A 21708-nucleotide genomic window follows, 5' to 3' on the forward strand; every position below is an offset into this window, starting at 1 on the left:
AGGATGAAAGAGATTCAAGATTTTGACAGCATACAGATCAGACTTGCTTCCCCTGAGCAAATCAGAGCTTGGTCATATGGCGAAGTAAAGAAGCCAGAAACAATTAACTATCGTACACTCCGCCCGGAAAAAGATGGTCTTTTCTGTGAAAGAATATTTGGTACCACTAAGGAGTGGGAATGCTATTGCGGTAAATTTAAGTCCATCCGTTATAAGGGTATGGTCTGTGACCGCTGTGGTGTTGAAGTAACAAATACAAAGGTAAGAAGAGAGAGAATGGGTCACATTAATCTCGCTTCTCCTGTATCACATATTTGGTATTATAGAAGCGTTCCTTCAAGAATGTCTCTATTACTAGATATCTCTAAGAGTAATCTTCAGAGCATACTCTACTATGAGAAGTATGTAGTCACCGATCCAGGTGACACTGAGCTTAAAGAGAAGCAGCTCTTAAGCGAAGAGGAATATGCTGAAGCAGTAGATAAGTATGGTGAGGATGCTTTTAAGGCAGGTATGGGTGCTGATGCTATTAGAACCTTACTTGCTAACCTTGACCTTGTTGCCCTTTCTGAAGAGCTCAGAGCTCAGATGAAGGAAAAGAAGGACACAAAGGATGCTCGTCTCTTAAAGAGAATTAAGGTTTGTGAGGATTTCAGAGATTCAGGTAACCGCCCAGAGTGGATGATTCTTACTGTAATCCCAGTAATTCCACCAGATTTAAGACCTATGGTTCAGCTTGATGGTGGTAGATTTGCAACCTCTGACCTTAACGACCTTTATAGACGTGTTATTAACAGAAATAACCGTTTACAGCGCCTTATTACTCTCCACGCTCCTGATATCATTATCAGAAACGAGAAGAGAATGCTCCAGGAGGCTGTAGATGCGCTCTTCGATAACTCTAAGAGAAAGAAGGTAGTTAAGGGTGCTTCAAACCGCCCATTAAAGTCACTATCTGATATGCTTAAGGGTAAGCAGGGTAGATTCCGTCAGAACCTTCTTGGTAAGCGTGTAGACTATTCCGGTCGTTCTGTAATTGTAGTAGGACCAGAATTAAGAATTCACCAGTGTGGTGTTCCTTCTAAGATGGCTCTTGAGCTTTATAAGCCATTTATCATGCGCCGCTTAGTTCAAAAGGATGTTGCTCTAAATATTAAGAGAGCTAAGACATTAGTTGAGAGTGAGGCACCAGAAGTATGGTCTATCCTCGATGAGGTAGTAAAAGAGCACCCAGTAATGCTTAACCGTGCTCCTACACTTCACCGCTTAGGTATTCAGGCATTTGAACCTGTACTTGTTGATGGTAAGGCTTTAAAGCTCCATCCACTTGTATGTCAGGCCTTCAACGCAGACTTCGATGGTGACCAGATGGCTATTCACGTTCCTCTTACTCAGGCTGCTCAGCTCGAGTGTTGGACACTTATGCTCTCTGCAACTAACCTCCTTGACCCAGCTAACGGTAAGCCTATTGTAGCTCCTCACCAGGATATGGTACTTGGTATCTTCTACTTAACTAAGGATATGCCAGGCGCTCATGGAGAGGGACACCACTACAATAATATCGCTGAAATTGAAGCTGCAATTGACCAGAATGCAGTTAGCTACAATGCAAAGATTAAGTTCCGCTTCAAGAAGGGACTTGAGATTGTAGATAAGGATGGTAATTCAGTTATCAGTGATGGTAAAACATGGTTTGATACAACCCCTGGTAGAATCCTCTTCAATGCGGCTCTTCCTGAAGGGGTTCCATTCCAGAACTACCTCCTCGGTGATAAGCAGCTTAAGAAGGTTATCGGCTTAACTATTAAGAATAATAAGGCATCTGTTGCTATCGAGCTTCTCGATTCCATTAAGGATGTCGGATATAAGTATGCAACCCTATTTGGTGCTACAATCGGTCTTTCAGATATGATTGTTCCTGATGTAAAGAAGGAGCTTGTTACTAAGGCTAACGAAGAACAGTCCCAGATTATCAGCCAGTATCGTTCTGGTCAGATTACACAGGAAGAAAGATATAACCGTGTTATCGGTCTTTGGTCAAAGACAAATGATGAACTTACCGATGCACTTATGGATCAGCTTGAAAAGAGCCAGAATGGATTTAACCCACTCTACCTCATGGCTGTTTCTGGTGCGCGTGGTAGTAAGACTCAGATTAGACAGCTTGGTGCAATGCGTGGTCTCATGGCTCGTCCTAGTGGTGATATCATTGAGTTCCCAATTAAGTCAAACTTCAAGGAAGGTCTTTCAATCATCGAGTTCTTCATCTCAACAAACGGTGCTCGTAAGGGTCTTTCAGATACAGCTCTTAAGACAGCTGAGGCTGGTTATCTTACAAGAAGACTTGTAGATATCTCACAGGATGTTGTTGTAAATATCGATGACTGTCACACAATCAACGGTATTTGGCGTTCTGCTATTAAGGAAGGTGATGAAATTATTGAGCACCTTGCAGATAGAATTACAGGTCGTTGCCCAGTTGATGATGTAGTACACCCATTCCTTCGTGATGAGAATGGTAAGCCAGTTGTACTTGCAAAGGCTAACGTTGAAATCGATGATGAGACAGCTAAGAAGATTGAGGACGCTGGAATTGAGAGAGTATATTTAAGAACTGTACTCACCTGTGAAGCTAAATATGGTGTTTGTGCTAAGTGTTATGGTAGAAACCTTGCTAATAACCGCCCAGTTGATATTGGTGAAGCAGTTGGTACTATCGCAGCTCAGTCAATCGGTCAGCCAGGTACTCAGCTTACAATGAGAACCTTCCACGTCGGTGGTACTGCTACAGCATCAAGTGAAGCTAACAAGCTTTCCTTCGACCACCTTGTAATTGTTGGAAAGATCTCTGGTATGCTAATCACAAGTGACCTCGATGGAAGAAAGATCTTCCCAAGAAAGGGTTCAGTTGAGATTTCTCGTGTACTCCAGGAGATTACAGGACTTTACGATGAGCTAATCGCTCAGCCAGGTTCTCTAGTTGCTAAGGGCTCTGAGCTATATAAGAAGGATGGTATCGTATGCACATCTGCATTTAACGGTATTATCATGGAAAATAGTGATAGAGTATTCATCATGGGTAACCCAGTTGAACATAAGGTAGCTCCAGGCTCATTCTTATGTGTTAAGGAAGGTCAAATTGTTAACGTTGGTGAAGCAATTGTAGAATTCGACCCATTCAGTGAGCCAATCATCAGTGAAGTTGCAGGTACTGTTCTCTTTGCTGATATCAAGGAGGGTTCAACTCTTATCAATGAGGTTAACGAGGAAACTGGTAACGTCGAAAGAAAGATTACTGAGCATAACCTTGAGAACCTCCAGCCTAGAATGGTTATCAGAACAGCAGATGGCTCTGATGTTACATACTCACTCCCAGGTGGTGCATACCTCCAGGTAGAAGAGGGTGCTAAGATTGGTGTTGGTACTGTTCTTGCTAAGCTCTCTAAGGCTTCCTTAAAGACAAAGGATATTACTGGTGGTCTTCCAAGAGTTGGAGAGCTCTTCGAAGCTAGAAAGCCAAAGGATCCAGCTGTTCTTGCTCAGGTTTCTGGTACCGTTGAAATTGGTGCTGTTACTAAGGGTAAGAGAATTATCAATGTTAAGGATGCATTTGGTAAGGTATTTAAGCATGTCGTACCAATGGGCTCTAACATCCTAGTTCGTGATGGAGATACAGTAGTAGCTGCTGAACCACTTTGTGATGGAGCTAAGGACCCACATGATATTCTTAATATCTTAGGTGAAAATGCACTTCAGTCCTTCTTAGTTGATGAGGTACAGCAGGTTTATAGACAGCAGGGTGTAGATATCAATGATAAGCACCTTGGTATCATTATCCGCCAGATGCTTAGAAAGGTTCAGATCCTTGATGTTGGTGATACAAAGTTTATCTTCCAGCAGCAAGTAGATAAGCATAAGTTCTTAGAAGAGAACGAAAGAACTATTAAGGAAGGTGGTCAGCCAGCTGTTGCAAGACCAATTCTCCTTGGTATTACTAGAGCTTCTCTCTCTATTGACTCATTTATTTCAGCTGCTTCATTCCAGGAGACTACAAAGGTCTTGACAAATGCGGCAATTGCTGGTAGTAAAGATGAACTTAGAGGACTTAAGGAGAATGTTGTTATCGGTCACCTCATTCCTGCTGGTACAGGTATGAAGAAATACCGACAGATTCACCTTGATGACGAAAAGTTACTCGAGCTTCAGAAGTCAGTTGATAAGGCTAAGAAAAATCTAAAGGTTGAAGAAATTGACGATGATGAGCTTGATACTGAAACATTAGCAGATATGAAGGTTGTAGGAGACGTAGCAGACATCGACTCTGTTGAAATCGATGAGGGCTTCGACGATTGATTAGCCTGTTGGCACATTAATCTTGAGGTTTTTGCTAAAGTCTCATGCTGACTGCAGCTTTTATGAAGTATGCCGCTTGTGCGGCATATTCTAGGACCTTGTGAGGAAGGTCCTAGAGATATAAATTAAGGAGCGTATCGTAAGATGCCTACTATTAATCAGCTTGTAAGAAAGGGTAGAACAAGTCTTAAGAACAAGACTAAGTCCCCAGCTCTTGAAGGATGCCCTCAGAAGAGAGGCACATGTACTAGAGTAATGACTGTAACACCTAAGAAGCCTAACTCAGCTTTGAGAAAGGTTGCTCGTGTTCGTCTCTCTAATGGAATCGAAGTAACTGCATACATCCCTGGTATCGGTCATAACCTCCAGGAACACTCTGTTGTTCTTATCAGAGGTGGAAGAGTAAAGGACCTTCCTGGTGTACGTTATCACATCATTCGTGGTTCTAAGGATACACTTGGTGTTGCAGATAGAAAGAGAAGCCGCTCTAAGTACGGTGCTAAGAAGCCAAAGGCTTGATAGGAGGGTAGTAGAATGTCAAGAGGTTCAAAAACTCCTGTTAGAGTTGTTACACCAGATGCTGTTTACAACAGCCAGGTTATTGAGAAGTTCATCTGCCGCATGATGGTTGATGGAAAGAAGGGTGTTGCTTCAAAGATTATTTATAGCGCACTAGAGTCAGTTGCTGAGAAGAGTGGTGAAGCTGCTATCGATGTCTTTAACAAGGCACTTGATAACGTAAAGCCTATGGTAGAAGTAAAGAGTCGCCGTGTTGGTGGTTCAACATACCAGGTTCCTACTGAGATCAGAGAGCCAAGAAGAGAAGCACTTGCAATGAGATGGATCATCGCTGCTGCAAGAGCTCGTTCTGGTAAGAGCATGGCTGAAAAGCTCGCTAACGAACTCTTAGATGCATATAACTCAACAGGTGCTGCATTCAAGAAGAAGGAAGATACACACAGAATGGCAGATGCCAACAAGGCATTTACTCATTTCAGATGGTAGTTTTTCTTACCTTGAAAATGAAAGGAGACAGATTAAATTCTGTCTCTTTTTTTTTGTAAAAAAATAAGGTCTACAGATGATGTAGACCCTACTTAAAAATAAAATAATTTACTTTTCTAATACGCTTAAGATTGCCTTTGCAAGCTGGTCAGGACAGCTTGTCTGTTTAAAGCCACATGTAGTTCCAGCAACCTTATTGGCAACAGCTAAAGCATCCTCACCCTCAACAAGCTTACCGATACCCTTTAGGTTTCCATTACAGCCACCTGTAAACTTTACGTTATGAAGCTTTCCATTTTCATCGATAGAAAAGTCGATTAACTGAGAGCAGGTACCTTTTGTTCTATACTGATAATCCATAATTTGTCTCCTTAATTAAGAATAATGTAAGATAGTTTTGACTATATAATCAAGGAGAGGATGGTAAATTTTTATCCTTTATACCATTTTTTACATTACTATCTTTATTAATTGTAAATATTAAGCAAACAAATGTTAAACTTTTTAGCTACCTAGTTGTATACAAACTCACAACTCATTATTATATGTGTCGGAATTATTAAAATATATTTAAAGAGGTTAATGTGGATACAATTCTTATTACACTCGCTTTTGCGTTGATCGCAGGCTTAATGATGTCAAGATTAGCAAAGCTTGTTAACCTTCCTGCTGTTACAGCATATTTAATCGCAGGACTTATCATTGGTCCATTCTGTCTTGGAAAACTAGGTGTTGATGGACTTGGTTTTACAAGCCTAGCTCAAGTAGGTACACTTGAAATTATTAGCCAAACAGCACTTGGCTTTATTGCTTTTGCAATCGGAAATGAATTTAGGTTGAAAGATTTAAAGGTTATGGGTAGAGCTGCTATAACAGTAGGTATACTCCAGGCTGTAATTACTACATTAGTTGTAGATATTGCTCTTGTTACTCTACATTTTATTTTCCCTTCAATTATATCTATCTCCTCAGCAATTACCTTAGGTGCTATTGCGGCTGCTACAGCTCCAGCAGCAACTCTAATGGTTGTTCGCCAATATAAAGCTGAAGGTCCATTAACAAAGCTCTTATTGATGGTAGTTGCTATTGATGATGCAGTAGGACTTGTACTCTTCTCTGTTTCATTTGGTATTGCTACAGCATTAGAAACAGGTGCAATTAGTATTATTACAGTATTAGTTGAGCCACTTATTGAAATTGGAGTATCTGTACTATTAGGTGTTGCAGCAGGACTACTACTTAATTGGTTAGAGGTTTATTTCCACTCTAGAAGTAAGCGTCTTGCACTTGCAGTTGCATTTGTACTCCTTACAGTAGGTATTTCACAGAAGACATTTGTTGTTGGAGGAGTTCATGTAGGCTTCTCACTCTTACTTGTTTGTATGCTTACAGGTACTATCTTCTGTAATATATGTGAAACAAGTGAGGAGCTTATGAGCAGAGTAGAGAGATGGACAGCTCCATTAAACATGCTCTTCTTTATCTTAAGTGGTGCAGAGCTTAACTTAACAGTACTTGCTAACCCACTTGTTATCATGATTGGTGTTATCTATATGATCTTCCGTTCTGTTGGTAAGATTGGTGGTGCATATATTTCATGTAAGCTTGAGCATACATCTCCAATAATTCAGCAACACCTTGGTATTACACTTTTACCACAAGCAGGGGTAGCCTTAGGTATGGCATTAACTGCTTCAAACCTTGCAGATGGAACAATGCTTAGAAGTGTCATTCTATTTGGTGTATTAATTTACGAATTAGTTGGCCCAACACTTACTAAGTGGTCTCTTACTCAGGCTGGAGAAATTAAGCCAGAGGGTAGAGTTAGTAGCAGAGAGGTTAACCAGCCTGATACTAAGCCAGCTCCTAAGATTAAATAGTTAAGCTAAAATTACGCTAAAAGCTCGTAGCTCTATTAAGACTATGAGCTTTTTTATTTTTGCATACTTTTTTTGCACAAAACCAACATTTTTTCATCTAATTAAATTACCCTAATAAAAGGAAATAAAAGAGAAAAAGAGTGTTGACAAAAAAATATCTTTGAAATATATTACTTAAAGTGTCCGCACTACGGTCATGTCCTAGTGCGTTTTTGAGAGCCAAACCGACTGCAACTTTTGATAGTGATGGTAGGGTGGTTCCAGATGATAAGTTTTTTGATAGCTTAAACGTATGTCGGCTTTGACAAGTACATTGTCGACCTCTGGATCCTCTTTTTAGTTCACTAGAAAAACGCAATCAGTTTGTACCTCGGAAATTAGTAAAGGCTTGGGCCTTTATGACAATAATATTGAATTTGTGACATATGAGTCACAAGGAGGAACTGATGGCAAAGGAAAAATTCGAGAGAACCAAGCCACACGTAAACGTAGGTACTATTGGTCACGTAGACCATGGTAAGACCACTCTCACAGCTGCTATCACAGCACACTGTGCTAGAATGTTCGGTGATAAGGCTCTTGCTTACGATGCAATTGATAACGCACCAGAAGAAAAAGCTCGTGGTATCACCATCAACACAAGACACGTAGAGTATCAGTCAAAGAACCGCCACTATGCACACGTAGACTGCCCGGGCCACGCTGACTACATCAAGAACATGATTACAGGTGCTGCTCAGATGGATGGCGCTATCATCGTAGTTGCTGCTACAGATGGTGCAATGGCTCAGACAAAGGAACACATCCTCCTCGCTAGACAGGTTGGTGTACCATGTATCATCGTATTCATCAACAAGTGCGATCAGGTTGACGATCCTGAACTTATCGACCTCGTTGAAGAAGAAATGAGAGACCTTCTCACAGAGTATGGTTTCGATGGTGCTAACTGCCCAGTTATTAGAGGTAGTGCTTACCAGGCAATGACAAACCCAGACGATCCAGCTGCTACAAAGTGTATTGACGAACTTCTTGATGCAATGGATGCTTACATCCCACTCCCAGAGAGAGCAGTTGATAAGCCATTCTTAATGCCTATCGAAGATATCTTCTCAATCTCAGGTCGTGGTACTGTAGTAACAGGTAGAGTTGAATCTGGTGTTATCCATGTTAACGATCCAGTATCTATCGTAGGTATCAAGGAAACTAAGGATTCTGTTGTAACTGGTGTTGAAATGTTCAACAAGCTCCTCGATGAAGGTCAGGCTGGTGATAACATTGGTGCTCTCCTCAGAGGTGTTGATAAGAAGGAAGTTGTTCGTGGTCAGGTTCTTGCTAAGCCAAAGTCAATCACACCACACGCAAAGTTCACAGGTACTGTATACGTACTCAGCAAGGATGAAGGTGGTAGACACTCCCCATTCTTCTCAGGTTACAGACCTCAGTTCTATTTCAGAACAACTGATATCACAGGTACAGTTACACTTCCAGCAGGTAAGGAAATGGTAATGCCAGGCGACCACACAGAGATCAACGTAGAGCTCATCCACAAGGTTGCTATGGATAAGGGTCTCCGCTTCGCTATTCGTGAAGGTGGTAGAACAGTTGCTTCCGGTCAGGTAACTGAGATCCAGGACTGATTAGTTTTTTATAGCTTGTCGGGGTCAAGAGACCCCAGACAAGATTAGATTTTTGGAGATTTTTGAAAATGGCTAATGAAAGAATTCGTGTAAAACTCAGAGGCTTTGATGTTGAACTCGTTGAGCAGAGCTCAAAAAGTATTGTTTCAACAGTTGTTAAAGCCGGTGCAAAAGTATCCGGTCCAGTGCCTCTTCCAACACGTATCAATAAGTATACTGTCTTGAGATCACCTCATGTAAATAAGAAGGCTCGCGAACAGTTCGAGATGAGAACACACAAGAGATTGATTGACATTTTGGAGCCTACACCAAAGGTTGTGGAAGCCCTTATGAAACTCGAACTCCCAGCTGGTGTGGACGTTGAAATTAAACAGTGAGAAGTTGAGGTAAGAGATGTTAGGGCTTATCGGCAAAAAAATAGGAATGACACAGGTATTTGATGCTAAAGGCGTTTTAACTCCTGTGACAGTAATTAAAATAGAGGACAATGTTGTTGTTGCTAACAGAACAGAGGAGAAGAATGGTTACTCCGCAGCTGTTTTGGCTACAGGCGACATGAAGAAAGACCGTGCTTCAAAGCCATATGCTGGTCAATTTGGTGAAGTTTGTGATCCAAAGAAGACTGTTATGGAAATGAGAGATTTTGACTCTGATGTCAAAGTCGGTGATGTACTCGGTGTAGATATGTTTAAGGATATTGCTTTCGTCGACGTAACTGGTACTTCTAAAGGTAAGGGTTACCAGGGCGGTATGAAGCGTTATGGTTTCGGTGGTGGTCGTGCAACTCACGGTTCTAAGTTCCACAGAGATCTTGGTGGTACAGCAATGTCATCAACACCTTCCCGTACTTTTAAGGGTCACAGAATGGCCGGTCATATGGGAAATGAGAAGACCACAGTTCAGAACTTGAAAGTGGTTGCAGTTGACAGTGAAATGCAGGTTCTCATGGTTAAGGGTGCTATCCCAGGACCTACTCAGAGTACTGTCATCGTTAGAAAAGCGATTAAGAAGTAGTGGAGCGACATATGGAAGCAAAAGTTTATTCAACATCAGCTAAAGAGATCCGCACTGTCGAGCTCAATGAGGAAGTCTTCGCAAGAGAGGTTTCTGATGGTGCTATCTATTATGCTGTAAAAAACGAACTCGCTAACCGTCGTGTTGGCACTGCATGCACAAAGACACGTGCTGAAGTAAACTACAGCAATACAAAGCCTTTCAAGCAGAAGGGTACAGGAAGCGCTCGTCGCGGTGATAAGAAGTCCCCAGTAATGGTTGGCGGTGGTACAATCTTTGGACCAAAACCACGCGATTACTCCTACACAACACCAAAGAAGGTTAAGCGTCTTGCTTATAAGAGTCTTTTAAGTCTTGGTGTACAGGAAGACCGCCTTGTAGTAGTTGAGGATTTCACTAGCGAGAATGGTAAGACTAAAGATCTTGCTCAGATCATGAAAGCATTTGAGACAGAGAACCAGAGAACAGTTATTGTTATGAAGGATGATGATGCAATGATTCGTCGTTCAGCAAGAAACATTCCTTACTTACATGTTCTTGCTTATGACAAGCTTTCCGCTAAAGAGCTTCTTTACGGAAGAAAGATTCTCGTTCTTGAGAGTGCAGCTGTTGAACTTGGTAAGTTCTATGGTGAGAGATAAGGGTGAGTAAGATGAGAGCAGATCAAGTAATCATTGAACCAATTGTGAGCGAAAAATCTACTATCGCTCGTGAGAATGAATGCAAGAAGTATACTTTCCGCGTTGATCCACAGGCTAATAAGTTTGAGATCATGGCTGCTGTGAAGGAAATCTTCAAAGTAGAAGTTCTTTCTTGTAATGTTATGAATATGAAAGGCAAGCCAAAGTATTCAAGAGGTAAGGGCGGTTACATTAAGGGAACCACAGCTTCTTGGAAGAAGGCTGTCGTAACTTTGGCCAAGGGTCAGTCCATTTCGGCCATTGAAGGCGTATAAGGGAGAGGTTAAAAATGGCTTTAAAATCATATAAACCTAATACTCCAGGCCTTCGCCAGAAGACCGTTTTGGTTAACACTGAAATAACAGCTACTAAGCCAGAGAAGTCACTCACAACCAGCCTTAATAAGACAGCAGGTCGTGATACTTTCGGTAGAATCAGCGTTAGACGCAGAGGCGGCGGTCATAAGAGAGCTTATCGTGTTATTGACTTTAAGCGTAGCAAGGCTGGCGTACCTGGTGTTGTAAAGACAATTGAATACGATCCAAATAGAAGCGTTAACATCGCTCTCGTATTCTATGCTGATGGTGAAAAGAGATACATCATCGCACCAAAGGGACTCAAAGTTGGTATGACAGTTGTTGCTGGACCAAATGCACCTCTTACAGTTGGTAATGCACTTCCACTTAAGAACATCCCACTCGGTCTTCTTGTTCACAACGTAGAGTTAACACTCGGTCGTGGTGGTCAGTTAGTAAGATCAGCTGGTGTTGGTGCTACAGTCGTTGCTAAGGAAGGTGACTATGTTACACTCCGTCTCCCATCAGGTGAGATGAGAATGGTATTCGGCGAATGCATGGCAACTATTGGTGAGCTTGGAAATGAAGATCACATGAACGTTTCCCTCGGAAAGGCTGGTGCATCACGTCACCTCGGAAAGAGACCTAAAGTTCGTGGTGTTGTTATGAACCCAATCGATCACCCACATGGTGGTGGTGAAGGTAAGACAGCTGCTGGACGTCATCCTGTTACTCCTTGGGGTAAACCTACCAAGGGTGCGAAGACTCGTTCTAAGAAGAACCCTTCTAACTCATTTATTGTTAAGAAGCGCAAGTAGTAGGAGAAACAAATGGCAAGGTCAATTAAGAAAGGCCCTTTTGTAGACGAGAGTCTTCTTAAAAGGGTGGAAGCATCAAATAAAGCTGGTCAGAAGCAAATGATCAAGACTTACTCAAGAAGTAGTGTAATCATCCCAGATATGGTTGGTTTTACTATCTCAGTTTATAATGGTAAGACATGGATCCCAGTTTTCGTTACTGAAAACCTCGTAGGTCACAAGCTCGGTGAGTTCGCTCCTACACGTGTTTTCCGTGGCCATGCATCTGACAAGAAGGGTAAATAATAGGTAAAAATGATGGAAACTAAGAAAGGTTATCAAGCAATTGCTAAGTATTTACTGGTTTCACCTTCAAAGGTACGTCCTGTTGCTAACTTAGTTAGAGGCAAGGCATATCCAGAAGCTGTAGCCATTCTTGAAGCAATGCCACAGAAAGGCGCTCGCCTTATTCTGAAAGTTCTCAAGTCCGCAGGTGCAAACGCTTTAAATACTAACAGAAAGCTAGATGAGGATTCTCTCTATGTAGCAGCTCTATTAGTAGATGACGGTCCACGTATGAAGAGAGTATGGGCACGTTCCCATGGAAAGCGCGACATCCTCTTAAAGAGAATGTCTCATATTACCGTTGTAGTAGACGAGAAAGTTAAGGTAGGTAAGTAATGGGACAGAAAGTTAATCCAATAGGACTTAGACTTGGTGTAAACAAGACATGGAAGTCAAAGTGGTATGTAGACCCAAGGGAATACGCTGACACTCTCCATGAGGATCTCGTATTAAGAAAGGCACTTCTCGCATGCCCTGAAGTACAGGGTGCAGATATTGCAGATGTTGAGATTGTTCGTAAGCCACAGCGCATTACACTCGTTATCGCAACAGCTCGTCCTGGTATCATTATTGGTGCTAAGGGTGCTAACGTTGAGAAGATTGGCGAAGCAATGCAGAAGCTTACAGATAAGAAGGTTCAGATCAAGATCAAAGAGATCAAGAAGCCTGAAGTTGATGCTCAGATTATCGCTCTCTCAGTTGCTAAGCAGCTCGAGAATAGAGGTGCTTTCCGCCGTGTAATGAAGAACTGTGTTTCACGTGCTATTGCTGGTGGTGCTCAGGGTATTAAGATTAAGTGCTCAGGACGTCTCGGTGGTGCTGAAATCGCTCGTTCAGAGTGGATGAAGGAAGGTCGTGTACCTCTCCACACTCTCCGCTCAGATATCGACTACGGTTTTGCTACTGCTAACACATCTTTCGGTGCTATCGGTATCAAGGTTTGGGTCTTCAACGGCGAGATTTATGATCACGCATCTAATGAAGAGGATGCAGGCGGTGTTCTCAAGAAGAAGACCGATGATGCTTCAAGGAGTTAAGTCATGCTTAGTCCAAAGAGAATTAAATACAGAAAAAAGCAGCGCGGTACTCGTGATGCAGTTGCTCACAGAGGCAACACACTGGCATTTGGTGAATATGGCCTCATGGCTACAGAGCCACTTTGGATCACCAACCGTCAGATTGAGGCTGCCCGTGTCGCTATGACACGTCACGTAAAGCGTGGTGGTAAAGTCTGGATCCGTATCTTCCCTGATATGCCTTACACAAAGAAACCTGCTGAAACAAGACAGGGTAATGGTAAGGGCGCTCCAGAAGGATGGGTAGCAGTTGTTAAGACAGGTGCAATTATGTTTGAGATGGGCGGTGTCGATGAGACTCTCGCAAGAGAAGCTCTTCAGCTTGCAGCATCCAAGCTCCCAATTAAGACAAAGTTTGTTTCAAGAGCTGCACAGGAGTAAGGAGTAGAAAATGAAAAAGAACATTAAGAAAATGAACTACGCCGAGCTTTGTGCAGAGCGTGATAAGTTAAGAAAGGAACTTTTCAATCTTAGAATGCAGAAGGTCCTTGGTCACATTGACAACCCTCTCGCACTTAGAACAGTAAAGAGAGACGTTGCACGCTTGAACACACTTATTCACCAAGCAGATATTGGCATTGCCAAGGCATCTAAGTAGAGAGGCTAGAAATGGAAGCTAGAAAGAAATCTTTTAACGGTATTGTAGTGAGCGACAAGATGGACAAGACCATCGTTGTTGAGGTTACCAATAGAACCCTTCACCCTCTCTACAAGAAGTACGTTAACAGTACTAAGAAGATCAAGGCTCATGACGAGAAGAATGATGCTCATGTAGGCGACACAGTAACAGTAGTAGAGTGTCGTCACCTCAGCAAGGACAAGTGCTGGAGACTTGAGAAGATCGTCGAAAGAGCACGCTAAGGAGAACTGTTATGGTACAGATGCAGACTTATTTGAATGTAGCGGACAACAGTGGTGCAAAGCGTGTGCAGTGCATCAAGGTCCTTGGCGGTAGCCATAGATATGTTGCTTCAGTAGGCGACATCATCGTAGTTGCTGTTAAGGATGCTCTTCCAAACGGAACTATCAAAAAGGGTGACGTTTTGAAGGCAGTTATCGTTCGTACAAAGAAGGAATACCGCAGACCTGACGGTACCTATATCAGGTTCGATGACAACGCTTGTGTTATCATCGATGCCAACAATAACCCACGCGGAAAGCGTATCTTTGGCCCAGTAGCTCGTGAGCTTCGTGATGGCTATATGAAGATCGTTTCACTCGCACCGGAAGTGTTGTAGGAGAACAGACATGAGACTAAAGAAAAACGACACAGTCAAGATTATTGCAGGTAAGGATAAAGGCAAGATCGGTAAGATTGTGAAGATCGACCCAGAAACCGAAAGGGTTATCGTCCAGGGCGCTAACATGGTTTCAAAGACCATGAAAAAGAAGAGCCAGCAGGATAAGGGCGGTATCATGGTAGTTGAAGCTCCGATTCATGTTTCTAACGTTGCTTTAGTAAGCAAGGATAAGGAATCTAAGATCGGATACAAGCTTGATAACGATAAAAAAGTTCGTTATGCAAAAAAGACAGGTGAGGTACTCTAAAAATGGCTGATAAATTTATCCCTAATTTCAAAGTTAAGTACACTGAAACAGTTGCACCTGAGCTCTTAAAGGAGTTCGGTTACTCATCTGTCATGCAAATCCCAGCTATTGAGAAGATCACACTTTCTGTTGGTGTTGGTGAAGCAACAACTAACAAAAAGCTTCTTGATGCAGCTGTAAAGGAACTCGAGCAGATTTCTGGCCAGCATGTTGTAAAGACAAGAGCTAGAAAGTCAATCGCTAACTTCAAGGTTAGAGAGGGACAGGAAATTGGTGCTATGGTTACACTCAGAGGTGATAACATGTGGTACTTCCTCGAGAGACTCATCAGCATCGCACTTCCTCGTGTCAAGGACTTCAAGGGTGTAAATCCTAATGCATTCGATGGACACGGAAACTACTCACTCGGTATCACAGAACAGATTATCTTCCCAGAAATCGACTTTGATAAAATTGAGAGAGTAAGTGGCCTCAACATTGCAATCGTCACTTCTGCTAAAACTGACGAGGAAGCATTTGCCCTGCTTAAGAAGCTCGGCATGCCTTTTGCGAAATAAGGAGCTTAAGTAATGGCAAAGAAGTCTTTAATCGTTAAATGTAATAAGGACCCAAAATTCAGCACACGTTCTTATAATCGTTGCAGAATTTGTGGACGTCCTCGTGGATATATGCGCAAGTTTGATATGTGCAGAGTTTGTTTCCGCAAGCTTGCAAGTGAAGGCCAGATCCCTGGCGTTACCAAATCTAGCTGGTAGGAGAGAGATATGGCAGTAAGTGATCCAATTGCTGATATGCTGACTAAGATCAGAAATGCTAGTCTGGCTAAGCACGAGAAAGTTGATATTTCAAGTAGCAAGATGAAACTCCAGATCATTAAGATCATGAAGAATGAAGGTTTCATCAAGAATTTTAAGAAGGTTACAAAGGATAACCAATCAGTTATCAGAGTATACCTTAAGTACGATGATGCTCAGGCACCAGTCATTCATGGTCTTGAGCGTATCTCCACTCCTGGTCGCCGTGTTTACAGCGGTTACAAGGATATGCCACGTGTCTACAATGGCCATGGTGTTGTGGTAGTCTCTTCTTCAACTGGCGTTATCACAGGTAAAAAAGCCTCTGAGAACAAGGTTGGTGGCGAATTGATCTGCACTATCTGGTAAGGGAGGAATAAATGTCACGTATTGGTAAATTACCTGTTGCAATCCCTGCTGGTGTTAAGGTCACAGTTGCTGATGGATTAATTACAGTAGAAGGTCCAAAAGGCAAGCTCACACAGCCAACTAGATCAGAAGTCGCTATCGAGGTAAAGGATAACGAAGTCATCGTTACACGTCATGATGACGAGATGGCATCAAGAAGCTGTCACGGACTTTATCGCCAGCTAATCCATAATATGATTATTGGTGTAAGTCAGGGCTTTACAAAGGTTCTTGTAATCAATGGTGTAGGTTACAGAGCAGAGCTTAAGGATAATGTTCTTACTCTCAGCCTCGGTTACTCAACAATTATCGATTACATCATTCCTGAAGGCATTACAGCTAAGGTCGATGGTACTAAGGTTGCTATCTTCGGTATCGATAAGGCAAAGGTCGGTCAGGTCTGTGCCGAGATTCGTTCCCTCAGAGCTCCTGAACCTTATAAGGGTAAGGGAATCAAGTATGAAACCGAGAATATCCGCCGCAAGGTTGGTAAGTCCGGTGGTAAGAAATAAGGGGTATAGCAAATGAACAGGATTGTCGATAAAAATCGCAAATTAGCTAAGCGTAAGGCACACATCAGAAAGAGAATTTCTGGTACTCCAGAAAGACCACGCATGACTGTTTTCAGAAGTAATCTTCATATGTATGTTCAGGTCATCGATGATGTTGCAGGAAAGACTCTTGTCTCTGCTTCTACAGTTGAAGCTGACCTCAAAGGTCTTAAGAACACAGTTGCTGATGCTACAAAGCTCGGTGAAGTTGTTGGAAAGAGACTTCTTGAGAAGAATATCGATGCAGTAGTTTTTGATCGTAATGGTTATATCTACCATGGTATCGTAAAGGCTATCGCTGACGGTGCTCGTGCAGCTGGTGTTAAGTTCTAAGGAGTTTGATATGGAAAAAGCTAGAGAAAAAGAAGTTAAAGACGGATACGTAGAAAAACTTATCAAACTCAACCGTGTTGCTAAGGTAGTTAAGGGTGGTAGAAGATTCTCTTTCGCTGCTCTTGTAGTTGTAGGTTATGGTGACGGTAGAGTAGGTTACGGCTTTGGTAAGGCTAACGACGTAACAGATGCTATTAGAAAGGCAACAGATAAGGCTAAAGCTAGCCTCATCACAGTACCTTTGAAGGGTAACACAATCCCACACGAAATGCTTGGTAAGTTCAAGAGCGCAAGTGTTCTTGTTCGCCCAGCAGTTCCTGGTACAGGTGTTATCGCTGGTGGTGCTGTTCGTGCTGTTGCTGATGCAGCTGGAATCAAGGATATGCTTAGTAAGTCTCTTGGTTCTAAGAACTCTATCAATACTGTAAAGGCTACTTTCGATGCATTTGAAAATCTTTTTGATGCAAAGAAGGTTGCTGCTAACAGAGGCAAATCTTTGAAGGAAATGTGGGGTTAATCATGGCAGAAAAACAGATCAAAATCACACTCATCCATTCAGTTGCAGGCAGTCTTCCAAAGCAGAGAAAGACTGTTAAGGCTCTTGGCCTTGGTAAGATGCACAGCTCTGTTGTTCATGCTGCAACACCTGCCACTCTCGGTATGGTTCGCACTGTAGCTCACTTAGTAAAAGTTGAGGAGATGTAAGATGGGACAGATTAACGCACCATACGGTGCAAATGCAAAAAAGACCATTGTTGGTCGTGGCGCTTCTTCTAAGGGTAGAGCATGCGGTCGCGGTCATGATGGACAGAACAGCCGTTCAGGCGGTGGTGTTCGCCTTGGTTTCGAAGGTGGACAGATGCCTCTTTACAGACGTGTTGCACGTCGCGGCTTCTCTAATGCACCATTTAAGGTAACTTATGAAGTTATCTCCCTTGATACTATCAGCGCAAATTATGCTGATGGAGAGACAGTTAGCCTCGAGACTCTTAAAGAGAAGGGTATCGTTAAGGGTGTAGGTGTTCAGGTTAAGGTCTTGTCAAACGGCAGCCTTACAAAGAAAGTCGCTTTTGAAGGAGTAAAGATGTCTCAGTCTGCTAAGGCAGCTGTCGAGGCAGCAGGTTGCTCCGTAAAATAATAAAAGAAGGTAATCATGTCAAATTCACTCACAGATATGATGAGAATGAAGGACATCAGAACTAAAGTACTTATTACGATCGGCTTACTTGTTGTAAGCCGTATCGGAACAGTGATTCCAATTCCTGGTATTGATCCTAACGTTCTCGAGAACTACTTCATGCTCCAGAGCAATTCCTCAACAATTGGATTTGCGGAGTACCTGAACTTCTTCTCAGGTGGTGCTTTTAGTAACTTCTCACTGTTCATGCTCGGTGTAATGCCTTATATCAGTACACAGATTATTGTTCAGCTTTTGATGCTAGTTGTACCTTCTCTTAAGAAGCTCGCTCAGGATCCTCATGGTAGCAAGAAGATTCAGCAATATACACGCTATGGTACAATCCTCGTATGTATGATTCAGGCCCTAGTCGTTACTGTATATGCAAAGTCAATAGAAAGCTATGGATTTAACATTGTAACTATCGATAGCACAGTTCTATTCACTATTGTTGCTATGATCAGTACAACAGCAGGCTCAATGCTCCTCATCTGGCTCGGTGATAAGATTACTCAGCACGGAATCGGAAACGGTATTTCTCTTTTAATCTTTGCAGGTATCGTAGCAAGAATGCCTTCTGCATTTGGTACTTTAATTAGTAGCATCTCAGCAGGTACACTCAACCCTGTAGCACTTATCCTTGTTATTATCATGTTTGTATTAGTAGTAATCATGGTTGTATTCGAGGAACAGGGACAGAGAAAGATTCCTGTAAACTATGCAAAGAGAGTAGTAGGTAGAAAGATGTACGGTGCAGGTTCATCTTATATTCCATTTAAGATTAACCCATCAGGTGTTATCCCAGTTATCTTTGCTTCTGCGCTACTTACCTTCCCGCTTCAGATTGCATCATCCCTAGGAAATAATGTAAGATGGTTGCAGTCAGTCGCTAATTTCTTAGATCCTCAGGGTGCCCCTTATCTAATTATCTACACCCTGCTGATTATAGGTTTTGCGTTCTTCTATACTCAGATCAGTTTAAATCCGATCGAGATGGCTAAGAACATCAGAGACAACGGTGGTTCAATCCCTGGCGTCAAGAACGAGAACATGGAGAAATATCTTACTAAGGTTCTCAACAGAATCGTTCTTCCTGGTGCAATTTTCCTTGCTTTCATCGCTCTGATCCCAACACTGATTCAGAAGTTCTTCAACTTCCCTGCTGCAGTAGCAATGCTCTTCGGCGGTACATCACTTATCATCATGGTTGGTGTATGCCTTGACACTGTTAGACAGCTTGATGGTCTCATGAAGATGCATCACCACGACGGATTTGTCGGCTCAGGCCGCAAGACCAAAAAAATTTAGGAGCTTTAACTATGAAAGTAAGAGCAAGTGTTAAACCGATTTGTGACAAGTGCAAGGTCATCAGACGTGCAGGAGTTGTACGCATTGTCTGTGAAAACCCAAAGCACAAGCAGAGACAAAAATAATCTAGGAGGCCTTTAATATATGGCACGTATTGCAGGTGTAGACTTGCCTAATAAGGCAGTCAAGATTGCCCTGACTTATATCTATGGCATTGGTAGAGTTTCCGCTGAAGAGATTTGTAAGAAAACAAATATCGATCCGGAAGTTAGAATCAATACTCTTTCCGCTGATGATATCGCACTTTTAAGAAAGGTGATTGAAGAAGAATATAAAATTGAAGGTCACCTCAGAACTGAAGTTGCACTCAACATCAAGCGTCTGATGGATATCGGTTGTTACCGTGGTCTCAGACACAGAAAGGGTCTTCCTGTTCGTGGTCAGAGAACTAAGACCAACGCACGTACACGCAAGGGTAAGAAAAAGACCGTTGCAGGAAAGAAGAAATAAGGGTTAGGTAAATAGTATGGCTAATGTAAAAAGAAAAGCTAAGAAGACAGTTATTGAAGGTAATGTCTATATTCAGGCAACTTTCAACAACACTATCATCACTGTTACAGACCTTGGTGGCAACGCACTTTCCTGGGCTTCAGCAGGTGGTCTCGGATTTAGAGGTGCTAAGAAGAGTACTCCTTATGCAGCTCAGACAACATGTGAGACAGCAGCTAAGAAGGCTATGGACTTCGGTCTCAAGGAAGTTAATGTATTCGTTAAGGGACCAGGTGTTGGTCGTGAAAGTGCAATTAGAACTCTTGGTGTTCTCGGACTCAAGGTTAAATCAATTCGCGACGTTACCCCTATTCCACATAACGGGTGCCGCCCAAGAAAGACACGTCGTGTCTGATCCAAAGAGGGGGCCAGCTTGGCTCCCAGGGTTTTTTGTGTTCGTTGAACACAATATTTAAGTATAAGGAGTAATCATGGCACGTAAAAACCTACTGAAGGGTTTTAAAAAACCTACCGGTATTTCCTATGACCAGAATGTGTTGACACCGGATTATGGTAAGTTCGTAGCTTATCCTTTTGAGAGAGGCTTTGGAACTACTGTCGGTAACACTCTTAGACGTGTTCTACTCTCATCCATTCAGGGCTATGCGGTTACAGCTGTACAGTTCACAACCTTCTCAAACGATGGACGTGAGCCACATATTATCACAAGCGAATATGAACCAATCCCAGGTGTTCGTGAGGATATTGCTGATATCATCGCTGCTCTAAAGAAACTTCAGATTGCTATGCCTGAGGATTGCGAAGGAACAACCTTAACAATCTCATGCAAGGGACCTGGAATTATCACTGGTGCTGATTTCGAAAAGGATCATGTTACAATTACTAACAAGGATCTTGAGATCTTCACAATGATGGATGATTGTGATCTAGAAATGGTTGTAGACATCAATCTCGGTCGTGGTTATGTTCCATCCGAACTCAATGAGAAGTATTCTGAAGACCTCGGCGTTATTTCAATTGATGCTTTCTTCTCTCCAGTAAAGAGAGTAAAGTACTCTATTGAACCAACTAGAGTAGGTCAGAGAAACGATTACGATAAACTTATCCTCGAAATCTATACAGATGGTACAATCTCTCCAGATGATGCTCTTGCAGAAGCTGCAAAGATTATCAAGGAGCATTTCTCAATCTTTATTAATTTCGATGAAAGCCTTGTAAATAACAATGAAGAGGTCGACGAGGAGGAAGCTAGAATTAGAAAGATTCTCGATACCTCTGTAGAAGAGCTCGAACTCACTGTTCGTTCCTCTAACTGTCTCAAGAATGCTAACATCAGAACGATTGGAGATCTGACCAAGAAGACTGAAGAAGAAATTGCCAAGACAAGAAACTTCGGTAAGAAGTCTCTTTCTGAGATTAAGGATAAGCTCAAGGAGTGGAATCTTTCTCTCGGCATGACTGATTACAGTATCTTAAAGACTGCTATAAAAGTTCCAGGTAACAAGGAAGAAGAAAATGAAGCATAGAATTGGTTTCAATGCGCTTTCACGTAATTCTAGCGAGCGCAAGGCGCTTAAGCGCAACATGGTCACATCACTCTTCAGATATGAGAGAATCGAGACCACTAAAGCAAAGGCCCTCGAAGTTAAGAGAATGGCTGAAAAGATGATTACTCGCGCTAAGGAAGATAGTGTCCACAACCGCAGAATCATCGCAAGAGATATCTACGATGAAGCAATCGTAGCTAAGCTCTTCAAGGAGATCGCTCCTATGTTCGCTGAACGTAAGGGTGGTTACACAAGAATCCTCAAGACAGGTAATCGTCTAGGGGATGCAGCTGAAATGGTAATCCTCGAGCTTGTAGAAAAGACAGAAAAGAAGGATGCTAAAGCTGAGAAGAAAGCTGATAAGGAAGATAAATAAGTCTAATCCTAGAGCTTTGTAAACAGGATTTAATTCCTGAAGCCGTCACAGTAGGTGGCGGTTTTTTTTTTAC

Annotated in this window: 33 protein-coding genes; 32 read left to right on the forward strand and 1 reads right to left on the reverse strand. The window is 42.3% G+C overall.

The window, feature by feature from the left end:
- Positions 1 to 3 precede the first annotated feature (3 nt).
- The 3 genes from rpoC to rpsG all read left to right on the forward strand — a co-directional run bounded on the left by rpoC (position 4) and on the right by rpsG (position 5358).
- Positions 4 to 4353 (forward strand): DNA-directed RNA polymerase subunit beta', encoded by a 4350-nt coding sequence (gene rpoC / locus FYJ80_RS01560; RefSeq protein ID WP_154424369.1) that lies wholly within the window; start codon positions 4 to 6, stop codon positions 4351 to 4353.
- 144 nt (positions 4354 to 4497) lie between these two features.
- Positions 4498 to 4872 (forward strand): 30S ribosomal protein S12, encoded by a 375-nt coding sequence (rpsL, locus tag FYJ80_RS01565; RefSeq protein ID WP_154424370.1) that lies wholly within the window; start codon positions 4498 to 4500, stop codon positions 4870 to 4872.
- A 15-nt stretch (positions 4873 to 4887) separates the two neighbouring features.
- Positions 4888 to 5358 (forward strand): 30S ribosomal protein S7, encoded by a 471-nt coding sequence (gene rpsG, locus FYJ80_RS01570; protein WP_154424371.1) that lies wholly within the window; start codon positions 4888 to 4890, stop codon positions 5356 to 5358.
- A 108-nt stretch (positions 5359 to 5466) separates the two neighbouring features.
- On the opposite strand, the gene FYJ80_RS01575 is transcribed toward rpsG, so the two are convergent.
- Positions 5467 to 5718, reverse strand: coding sequence for a TIGR03905 family TSCPD domain-containing protein (locus FYJ80_RS01575; RefSeq protein ID WP_154424372.1), 252 nt, complete (start codon positions 5716 to 5718; stop codon positions 5467 to 5469).
- Positions 5719 to 5942: 224 nt separating this feature from the next.
- Here FYJ80_RS01575 and FYJ80_RS01580 point away from each other — a divergent pair, with 224 nt between their 5' ends.
- The 29 genes from FYJ80_RS01580 to rplQ all read left to right on the forward strand — a co-directional run bounded on the left by FYJ80_RS01580 (position 5943) and on the right by rplQ (position 21635).
- A complete protein-coding gene (locus tag FYJ80_RS01580) occupies positions 5943 to 7238 on the forward strand; it encodes a cation:proton antiporter (RefSeq protein ID WP_206360914.1) in 1296 nt (431 codons plus the stop codon).
- Positions 7239 to 7684: 446 nt separating this feature from the next.
- Entirely contained in the window at positions 7685 to 8875 is a 1191-nt protein-coding gene (gene tuf / locus FYJ80_RS01585) for an elongation factor Tu (protein ID WP_154424373.1), read from the forward strand.
- Between the two features lie 68 nt (positions 8876 to 8943).
- A complete protein-coding gene (gene rpsJ / locus FYJ80_RS01590; RefSeq protein ID WP_154424374.1) occupies positions 8944 to 9252 on the forward strand; it encodes a 30S ribosomal protein S10 in 309 nt (102 codons plus the stop codon).
- Between the two features lie 16 nt (positions 9253 to 9268).
- A complete protein-coding gene (gene rplC / locus FYJ80_RS01595) occupies positions 9269 to 9889 on the forward strand; it encodes a 50S ribosomal protein L3 (RefSeq protein WP_154424375.1) in 621 nt (206 codons plus the stop codon).
- Between the two features lie 11 nt (positions 9890 to 9900).
- Complete coding sequence (gene rplD, locus FYJ80_RS01600; protein WP_154424376.1) at positions 9901 to 10530, forward strand: 50S ribosomal protein L4; 630 nt, start codon at positions 9901 to 9903, stop codon at positions 10528 to 10530.
- 11 nt (positions 10531 to 10541) lie between these two features.
- Positions 10542 to 10844, forward strand: a complete 303-nt coding sequence (gene rplW, locus FYJ80_RS01605) for a 50S ribosomal protein L23 (protein WP_154424377.1) — start codon at positions 10542 to 10544, stop codon at positions 10842 to 10844.
- A gap of 14 nt (positions 10845 to 10858) precedes the next feature.
- Positions 10859 to 11683 carry a 50S ribosomal protein L2 gene (gene rplB, locus FYJ80_RS01610; RefSeq protein ID WP_154424378.1) on the forward strand — a complete coding sequence of 275 codons (825 nt, stop codon included), beginning with the start codon at positions 10859 to 10861 and terminating at the stop codon, positions 11681 to 11683.
- A 12-nt stretch (positions 11684 to 11695) separates the two neighbouring features.
- Positions 11696 to 11968 (forward strand): 30S ribosomal protein S19, encoded by a 273-nt coding sequence (gene rpsS, locus FYJ80_RS01615; protein ID WP_154424379.1) that lies wholly within the window; start codon positions 11696 to 11698, stop codon positions 11966 to 11968.
- Positions 11969 to 11980: 12 nt separating this feature from the next.
- Positions 11981 to 12343 carry a 50S ribosomal protein L22 gene (rplV, locus tag FYJ80_RS01620; RefSeq protein ID WP_154424380.1) on the forward strand — a complete coding sequence of 121 codons (363 nt, stop codon included), beginning with the start codon at positions 11981 to 11983 and terminating at the stop codon, positions 12341 to 12343.
- Positions 12343 to 13044 (forward strand): 30S ribosomal protein S3, encoded by a 702-nt coding sequence (gene rpsC / locus FYJ80_RS01625; protein ID WP_154424381.1) that lies wholly within the window; start codon positions 12343 to 12345, stop codon positions 13042 to 13044. The genes rplV and rpsC overlap by 1 nt, the downstream gene beginning before the upstream one ends.
- Positions 13045 to 13047: 3 nt before the next feature.
- The gene (rplP, locus tag FYJ80_RS01630; protein ID WP_154424382.1) at positions 13048 to 13464 is read left to right on the forward strand and encodes a 50S ribosomal protein L16; all 417 of its coding nucleotides are present in this window, start codon (positions 13048 to 13050) and stop codon (positions 13462 to 13464) included.
- A 10-nt stretch (positions 13465 to 13474) separates the two neighbouring features.
- Positions 13475 to 13681 (forward strand): 50S ribosomal protein L29, encoded by a 207-nt coding sequence (rpmC, locus tag FYJ80_RS01635; RefSeq protein ID WP_154424383.1) that lies wholly within the window; start codon positions 13475 to 13477, stop codon positions 13679 to 13681.
- A gap of 11 nt (positions 13682 to 13692) precedes the next feature.
- Positions 13693 to 13944, forward strand: a complete 252-nt coding sequence (rpsQ, locus tag FYJ80_RS01640) for a 30S ribosomal protein S17 (RefSeq protein WP_154424384.1) — start codon at positions 13693 to 13695, stop codon at positions 13942 to 13944.
- A gap of 11 nt (positions 13945 to 13955) precedes the next feature.
- Positions 13956 to 14321: a 50S ribosomal protein L14 gene (rplN, locus tag FYJ80_RS01645; protein ID WP_154424385.1), complete on the forward strand. Its 366-nt coding sequence runs from the start codon at positions 13956 to 13958 to the stop codon at positions 14319 to 14321.
- A 10-nt stretch (positions 14322 to 14331) separates the two neighbouring features.
- Positions 14332 to 14631: a 50S ribosomal protein L24 gene (gene rplX, locus FYJ80_RS01650; protein ID WP_154424386.1), complete on the forward strand. Its 300-nt coding sequence runs from the start codon at positions 14332 to 14334 to the stop codon at positions 14629 to 14631.
- A gap of 2 nt (positions 14632 to 14633) precedes the next feature.
- The gene (gene rplE, locus FYJ80_RS01655) at positions 14634 to 15188 is read left to right on the forward strand and encodes a 50S ribosomal protein L5 (RefSeq protein WP_154424387.1); all 555 of its coding nucleotides are present in this window, start codon (positions 14634 to 14636) and stop codon (positions 15186 to 15188) included.
- A 12-nt stretch (positions 15189 to 15200) separates the two neighbouring features.
- On the forward strand, positions 15201 to 15386 hold the full coding sequence (locus FYJ80_RS01660) for a type Z 30S ribosomal protein S14 (RefSeq protein WP_154424388.1): 186 nt from the start codon (positions 15201 to 15203) through the stop codon (positions 15384 to 15386).
- Between the two features lie 9 nt (positions 15387 to 15395).
- Complete coding sequence (gene rpsH, locus FYJ80_RS01665) at positions 15396 to 15794, forward strand: 30S ribosomal protein S8 (RefSeq protein WP_154424389.1); 399 nt, start codon at positions 15396 to 15398, stop codon at positions 15792 to 15794.
- A gap of 11 nt (positions 15795 to 15805) precedes the next feature.
- Positions 15806 to 16345, forward strand: coding sequence for a 50S ribosomal protein L6 (gene rplF, locus FYJ80_RS01670; protein WP_154424390.1), 540 nt, complete (start codon positions 15806 to 15808; stop codon positions 16343 to 16345).
- A 12-nt stretch (positions 16346 to 16357) separates the two neighbouring features.
- The gene (rplR, locus tag FYJ80_RS01675; protein WP_154424391.1) at positions 16358 to 16717 is read left to right on the forward strand and encodes a 50S ribosomal protein L18; all 360 of its coding nucleotides are present in this window, start codon (positions 16358 to 16360) and stop codon (positions 16715 to 16717) included.
- Between the two features lie 10 nt (positions 16718 to 16727).
- Positions 16728 to 17234: a 30S ribosomal protein S5 gene (gene rpsE, locus FYJ80_RS01680; RefSeq protein ID WP_154424392.1), complete on the forward strand. Its 507-nt coding sequence runs from the start codon at positions 16728 to 16730 to the stop codon at positions 17232 to 17234.
- A gap of 2 nt (positions 17235 to 17236) precedes the next feature.
- Entirely contained in the window at positions 17237 to 17422 is a 186-nt protein-coding gene (gene rpmD / locus FYJ80_RS01685; RefSeq protein ID WP_154424393.1) for a 50S ribosomal protein L30, read from the forward strand.
- Between the two features lies 1 nt (position 17423).
- On the forward strand, positions 17424 to 17855 hold the full coding sequence (rplO, locus tag FYJ80_RS01690) for a 50S ribosomal protein L15 (RefSeq protein WP_154424394.1): 432 nt from the start codon (positions 17424 to 17426) through the stop codon (positions 17853 to 17855).
- A 15-nt stretch (positions 17856 to 17870) separates the two neighbouring features.
- The gene (gene secY, locus FYJ80_RS01695; protein WP_154424395.1) at positions 17871 to 19202 is read left to right on the forward strand and encodes a preprotein translocase subunit SecY; all 1332 of its coding nucleotides are present in this window, start codon (positions 17871 to 17873) and stop codon (positions 19200 to 19202) included.
- A gap of 11 nt (positions 19203 to 19213) precedes the next feature.
- Positions 19214 to 19327: a 50S ribosomal protein L36 gene (gene rpmJ, locus FYJ80_RS01700; RefSeq protein ID WP_154424396.1), complete on the forward strand. Its 114-nt coding sequence runs from the start codon at positions 19214 to 19216 to the stop codon at positions 19325 to 19327.
- A 19-nt stretch (positions 19328 to 19346) separates the two neighbouring features.
- On the forward strand, positions 19347 to 19712 hold the full coding sequence (rpsM, locus tag FYJ80_RS01705) for a 30S ribosomal protein S13 (protein WP_154424397.1): 366 nt from the start codon (positions 19347 to 19349) through the stop codon (positions 19710 to 19712).
- Between the two features lie 16 nt (positions 19713 to 19728).
- Entirely contained in the window at positions 19729 to 20106 is a 378-nt protein-coding gene (rpsK, locus tag FYJ80_RS01710; protein ID WP_154424398.1) for a 30S ribosomal protein S11, read from the forward strand.
- A 76-nt stretch (positions 20107 to 20182) separates the two neighbouring features.
- Complete coding sequence (locus tag FYJ80_RS01715) at positions 20183 to 21238, forward strand: DNA-directed RNA polymerase subunit alpha (RefSeq protein ID WP_154424399.1); 1056 nt, start codon at positions 20183 to 20185, stop codon at positions 21236 to 21238.
- Entirely contained in the window at positions 21228 to 21635 is a 408-nt protein-coding gene (gene rplQ / locus FYJ80_RS01720) for a 50S ribosomal protein L17 (RefSeq protein WP_154424400.1), read from the forward strand. Before FYJ80_RS01715 ends, rplQ begins: the two co-directional genes overlap by 11 nt.
- Positions 21636 to 21708: the final 73 nt, after the last annotated feature.

The sequence above is a fragment of the Bullifex porci genome, from assembly GCF_009695635.1.
Lineage (GTDB): Bacteria > Spirochaetota > Spirochaetia > Sphaerochaetales > Sphaerochaetaceae > Bullifex > Bullifex porci.